The 5886-nt window shown below is 66.1% G+C and carries 6 protein-coding genes; 4 read left to right on the top strand and 2 right to left on the bottom strand.

All coding sequences use genetic code 11. From position 1 onward, the window contains the following. From dapB to EOA33_RS21490, 4 genes are all read left to right on the top strand, one after another. Positions 1-660, top strand: a 660-nt coding sequence (gene dapB, locus EOA33_RS21505; protein ID WP_127406520.1) for a 4-hydroxy-tetrahydrodipicolinate reductase, incomplete at its 5' end; no start/stop codon positions are given. A gap of 175 nt (positions 661-835) precedes the next feature. Continuing rightward, complete coding sequence (locus EOA33_RS21500; RefSeq protein WP_127406519.1) at positions 836-1849, top strand: ABC transporter substrate-binding protein; 1014 nt, start codon at positions 836-838, stop codon at positions 1847-1849. 164 nt (positions 1850-2013) lie between these two features. Then, entirely contained in the window at positions 2014-2868 is an 855-nt protein-coding gene (locus tag EOA33_RS21495) for an ABC transporter ATP-binding protein (RefSeq protein WP_127406518.1), read from the top strand. Between the two features lie 97 nt (positions 2869-2965). Continuing rightward, positions 2966-3844, top strand: coding sequence for an ABC transporter permease (locus EOA33_RS21490; RefSeq protein ID WP_126055571.1), 879 nt, complete (start codon positions 2966-2968; stop codon positions 3842-3844). 11 nt (positions 3845-3855) lie between these two features. On the opposite strand, the gene EOA33_RS21485 is transcribed toward EOA33_RS21490, so the two are convergent. Together EOA33_RS21485 and EOA33_RS21480 are read right to left on the bottom strand one after the other, a co-directional pair. Continuing rightward, positions 3856-5208 (bottom strand): sensor histidine kinase, encoded by a 1353-nt coding sequence (locus tag EOA33_RS21485; protein WP_127406517.1) that lies wholly within the window; start codon positions 5206-5208, stop codon positions 3856-3858. After that, on the bottom strand, positions 5198-5866 hold the full coding sequence (locus EOA33_RS21480) for a response regulator (protein ID WP_126055569.1): 669 nt from the start codon (positions 5864-5866) through the stop codon (positions 5198-5200). The genes EOA33_RS21485 and EOA33_RS21480 overlap by 11 nt, the downstream gene beginning before the upstream one ends. Positions 5867-5886: the final 20 nt, after the last annotated feature.

Genomic DNA, 5886 nt, shown 5'->3' with positions numbered 1-5886 from the left:
GGCTCCACCGGCGAGGGACTGGTCAGCCGCGACGAAGCGCTGGCGCTCGCCGACGTCATCATCGACTTCACCACGCCGGCCGCGTCGGCTGAGCTTGCCGAGGCTTGCGCCTTGCGCGGCGGTCCGGCGCTGGTGATCGGCTCGACCGGCTTCGACGCCGCCGAACTTGCCGCGATCGCCGCCGCCGCGAAGAAGATCGCCATCGTGCGTTCCGGCAGTTACTCGCTCGGCCTCAACATGCTGACCGGGCTGGTCGAGCAGGCGGCGCGCGCGCTCGGCCCCGGCGATTGCGACATCGAGATATTCGAGGCGCATCACCGCTCAAAGGTCGACGCGCCCTCGGGCACGGCACTGATGCTGGGCGATGCGGCCGCGCAGGGACGGGGCGTTGCGCTGGCAGACGCGGCGCGGCGCGGCCACGACGGCGTCACATTTGCACGTCCGTCCGGCGAGATCGGCTTCGCGGTGGCGCGCGGCGGCAGCATTGTCGGCGAGCACAGCGTCAGCTTCCTGGCCGACGGCGAGGTACTGACGCTGTCGCATTCGGCCGACGACCGCTCGATGTTCGCGCGCGGCGCCATGGCGGCCGCGCTGTGGGTCGCCGGTCGCCCACCCGGCGAGTACACCATGCGCGACGTGCTGGCTCTCGGCGCCTCCTAACCGGCAAACTCGCCGGGTTCCATTTCGGCAGCCGCTAAAATGACTGAAAGCCAGCTGAAAGCTTGGGCATGCCATCACAGCGTCGCGGCGCTTGCCGTGACCGGCCTGGGAGCGGCCGGCAAGGAAGAAAATGCGGCGTCGCCAGATAGCGCGTCGCCCAGGTGGAGGAATTTACGTGACCGGTTTCATCTCGAAGTGCGCCTTGCGTTCAGCGGCGCTGACGCTTGCCATTGTCGCCACGGGCGCCACGGCGGCATCAGCGGCCGACAAGATCACCATTATCGTCGGCGGCATGGAAAAGCAGATCTATCTGCCGGCCGTGCTCACCCAGCAGCTCGGTTACTTCAAGGACGAGGGGCTCGATGTCGAGTTGGTCAACTCGCGCGCCGGCGTCGAAGCCGAGAATGAATTGCTGGCGGGCGCCGTGCAGGGCGTCGTCGGCTTCTACGACCACACCGTCGATCTGCAGTCGAAGGGCAAGTACATCCAGTCGATCGTGCAGTTCAGCCAGGCGCCGGGCGAGGTCGAGCTGGTGTCGGCCAAGCACCCCGAGATCAAGTCGCCGGCCGACTTCAAGGGCGCGACCCTCGGCGTCACCGGCCTCGGCTCGTCGACCGATTTCCTGACCCAGTACCTGGCGGTGCGCAACGGCCTGAAGCCGGGTGACTACACGCTGCTGCCAGTCGGCGCCGGCAACACCTTCATCGCCGCCGTCAAGCAGGACCAGATCCAGGCCGGCATGACCACCGAGCCGACCATTGCCAAGCTGCTCAAGACCGGCGAGGCCAGCATCCTCGTCGACATGCGCACGCCGGAAAAGACCAAGGAAGCGCTGGGCGGACCCTATCCGGCGGCGTCCTTCTACGTACAGTCGGCCTGGATCGAGAGCCACAAGGAGGAGGCGCAGAAGCTCGCCAATGCCTTCGTCAAGACGATGAAATTCATCGCCACCCATTCGGCCGAAGAGATCGCCGACAAGATGCCGAAGGACTATTACGCCGGTAACAGGGACCTCTACGTCCAGGGGCTGGCCGGCGGCAAGGCGATGTTCACGCCGGACGGCCGCATGCCGGCCGACGGCCCGCCAACCGTGCTTAAGGTTCTCTCGACCTTCTCCAAGAGCCTGCAGGGCAAAGAGATCGACCTGTCGAAGACCTACACCACGGCATTCGTCGACGCCGCCAAATAGCATCGGTCGGCGACGGCGGACGCCCGGCCCGCCCTTGAGCAACAATGACTTGCGCCGCTCCGCTGAATCAATCCGGCAGCGGCGCCTTTCCAGATGCAGATGGACGACAAGCCAAAGGAGCTTGTGCCGCTGGCATCCATGCCCCATCACGACAGGAGTGTGCCATGCAACTGCAATCCATGGCGGCCGAGAAGCTGTCTCCAGCCGCGCCGCCGTCCGATGCCGCGATCGCCATTGATGACGTGACGCTTCGCTTCGTCACGCCCGACGGCCACATGATGACGGCGATCCGCGATTTCACCATGACGGTCGCGCGCGGCGAGTTCGCCTGTGTCGTCGGGCCGACCGGCTGCGGCAAGTCGACAACGCTCAACCTCGTCACCGGCCTGCTCAGGCCGACGACCGGCAATGTCCGCGTCATGGGCAAGCCCGTCACCGAGATCAGCCGCGACATAGGCTTCGTCTTCCAGGCCGATGCGCTGTTTCCGTGGCGCAGCGTCATCGACAATGTCGCCGCCGGCCCGCTCTATCGCGGCGTGTCCAAGGCGCGGGCCTATGAACGGGCGCGTGACTGGATCGGCCGCGTCGGCCTTGGCCGTTTCGAAAAGCACTATCCGCATCAGCTCTCGGGTGGCATGCGCAAGCGCGTCGCGCTGGCCCAGACCTTCATCAACCAGCCCAAGATTCTTTTGATGGACGAGCCGTTCAGCGCGCTGGACATGCAGACCCGCACCGCCATGCAGGACGAACTGCTTGACATGTGGTCGGAGCAGAAATCCTCGGTCGTCTTCGTCACGCACGACCTCGAGGAGGCGGTGGCGCTGGCCGACAAGGTCTATGTGCTGACGGCGGGGCCGGGCACGGTCAAGAGCGTCTACCGCATCGACCTGCCGCGCCCGCGCGTCATGGCCGACATCCGCTATGACCCGAAATTCGTTGAGATCGCCAAAGTGATCTGGAACGACCTTCGCGAGGAAGTGCAGCTCGGCCAGAGCCGCAGCCTGCAGACCGGCCATTAGACTTGGGCGGCTGACCCGCTCCAATGATTTGTTTTTCGCAATTCCGGACGGAAACCGCTTGGCACTTTTCCTGGAATTGCTCCGAGAGGAGACCGCCATGACCGCCATCTCTCCCACCGTTGACCGGGCCGCTGCCCGCAATACCTCCATCGCCGTCGCCGAAGCCCGGGCAAGGGTGCGGCTGCGACGCCGCCATGCACTGGTCATCGGCCTGCGCTTGGCTATCCTGGTCGTCTTCCTCGGCCTGTGGGAACTCGGCGCCGACTACAACATCATCGATCCATTCTTCTTCGCCAGCCCGTCCGGCATCTGGCAGCAGATCTGGTCGTGGGTCACCGAAGGCACCTCGCAAGGCCCGCTCTGGCTGCAGATTTATGTGACGCTGGAAGAAACATTCCTCGGCTTCGTCATCGGCGCTGTAGGCGGCATCGCTGCCGGCATCATACTTGGCCGCAACCGGCTGCTGGCCGACGTCTTTTCGATCTACATCAAGATCGCCAACTCGGTACCGCGCGTGGTGCTGGGCTCGGTGTTCATCATCGCGCTCGGCCTCGGCATGGCCTCCAAGGTCGCGCTCGCCGTGGTGATGGTGTTCTTCGTCGTCTTCGCCAACGCCTTCCAGGGCGTGCGCGAGGCGGACCGGTCGATGATCGCCAACGCACAGATCCTCGGTGCTTCGCCGTTCCAGATCACCACCTCGGTCATCATTCCGTCGGCGATGAGCTGGATCCTGGCCAGCCTGCATGTCAGCTTCGGCTTCGCGCTGGTCGGCGCCGTGGTCGGCGAATTCCTCGGCGCCAAGCAAGGCATGGGCCTGCTGATCTCGACGGCGCAGGGCGCCTTCAACGCCAATGGCGTGTTCGCGGCGATGATCATCCTGGCGGTGATGGCGCTTGTGGTGGAGTTCATCATCACCCGCTTCGAGGACTATGTCGTCAAATGGCGCCCGGCCTCGTTCAACGAGCAGGGGACATGAAGCTGTGATTGCTAGGCCAGGGGCAGCCGCACCTCGACCACCAGGCCGGCGGCCGCGCCATCCGCGAGGGTGACGCGGCCACCGGCATTTTCGGCCACCTCGCGTACGATGGCGAGGCCAAGGCCGCTGCCTTCCTCGGTTGCGTCGGCGAGGCGGTAGAAGCGCTCGAAGACATGCTCTCGCTCGTCCGCCGGGATGCCCGGCCCGTCGTCGGTGACCGTCAGCACCGCTTCGCCATCGATGGCGGCCAGTCTGACGGTGACGGTGCCGCCAGCCGGCGTGTAGCGCAGCGCGTTGTCGACCAGGTTGACGATCATCTCGCGCAGCATGGTGCCGTCGCCGACCACTGGCACCGGCCCGCTTTCGTCGAGCCCGAGATCGACGTTGCGCGCAAGCGCTGCCGGCGCTTGCGTCTCCAGCACATGGCGGGCGGCTTCCGTCAGGTCGATGCGATCGGCGCGCGGCCGCCGGCTTCCAGGCTCGGCCCGCGACAGGGTCAAGAGCTGTTCGGCCAGCCGCGCCAGCCGGCCGGAACTGGCCTGCAGCGCCACCAGCGCCTCCTGGCGCTGATCGGCCGCACTTTCGCGCAGCGCGTAGCTCGCCTGCGTCGACAGCAGCGCCAGCGGCGTGCGCAACTGGTGCGCGGCATTGGCGATGAAGCGCCGCTGCGCCGCCATCTGCCCCCGCACTCGCTCCATATAGGCGTTGAGCGCGTCGATCAGCGGCCGGATCTCGCTCTGCGCGCCAGTGACTTCGATCGGATCGAGGTCGCTGCGAGCCGGCGAACGCACGGCATCACGCAGCCTGATCAGCGGCGCCAGGCCGCGGCGCAAGCCGAGCAGCACGAAGACGCCGGCAATCGCCACCAGCATCAGCTGCTGGGCAAAAGCGTTGAACCACAAATGCCGTACCATCGCATCGTGTCCGGCAAGCGTGACGCCGACGGTGACGGAAATCGGCGAGTCCGCGCCGGCGCCGATCACCGCATGGCTGAAGGTCAGCAGCCGCAACGTGCGGTCGCGATAGGTCGCTTCCAGGCTCGGGCGATCCTGCGCCTCGGGCAGGTCGGGATAACCGGTCAGCAGCCGTCCGCCCGCGGTCTCGACACGATAGTAGACGCTGTCGCGGTCGCCGGTGTCGAACATCTCGATCGCTGCCGGCGGCACAGTGGCGTCGAGCACGCCGTCGACGATTGCGACCTGTTCGGCGATGGCGCGCGCCGAACCCACCAGCATGCGATCCGTCACCAGGTCGGCGGTCGCCAGCGCGTTGCGATGGCTGGTCCACAAATTAATGGTGGCGAGCCCGGCGAGCGGCAGCACCACCCAGGCAAGCAGCTGCAGGCGGAGGCTGCTAACCGGCATCGCGCAGCAGATAGCCAAGGCCACGCAGCGTGGCGATCTGAACGCGCGAACCCTCGATCTTCTTGCGCAGGCGATGCACATAGATCTCGATGGCGCTGGGGTCGGCGTCTGTTTCGAAATCAAAGATCGCCGACGACAGCGCCGCCTTGCTCACCGTGCGTCCCGCCTTGACCATCAGCTGCTCCAGCACGGCGTGCTCGCGCGGCGTCAGCGCCAGCGTCTCGCCGGCCAGCGAAAACAGCCGCGTGTTGGTGTCGAAGACGAGATCGCCGCAGGCAACGACAGGCGCGGTCCGGTCGTTGACGCGCCGCAACTGGACGCGGATGCGCGCCTCCAACTCCTCGACCTGGAACGGTTTGGCCAGATAGTCATCGGCCCCTTCGTTCAGGCCCTTGACGCGCCCGTCGAGGCTGGCGTTCGCGGTCAGCACGATCACCGGCACCCGGTTGCCGCGCGCCCTGAGCATGCGCAGCACGTCCAGGCCGCCCATGCGCGGCAGCGCAAGGTCAAGAATCACCAGCGCATGGTCGCCGGCGGCAAGCGCATGCTCGACATCCTCGCCGTCATGGACGATGTCGACGACATAATTGGCCTGGCGCAGCGTCTTGCCCAGCCAATCAGCCAGTTCGCGATTGTCTTCGACAAGCAGCAGCCGCATTTTCTATCGCAGTTCAGGTA

The sequence above is a fragment of the Mesorhizobium sp. M4A.F.Ca.ET.050.02.1.1 genome, assembly GCF_003997725.1.
GTDB lineage: Bacteria > Pseudomonadota > Alphaproteobacteria > Rhizobiales > Rhizobiaceae > Mesorhizobium.
This window is presented reverse-complemented; position numbering and strand designations above follow the sequence as displayed.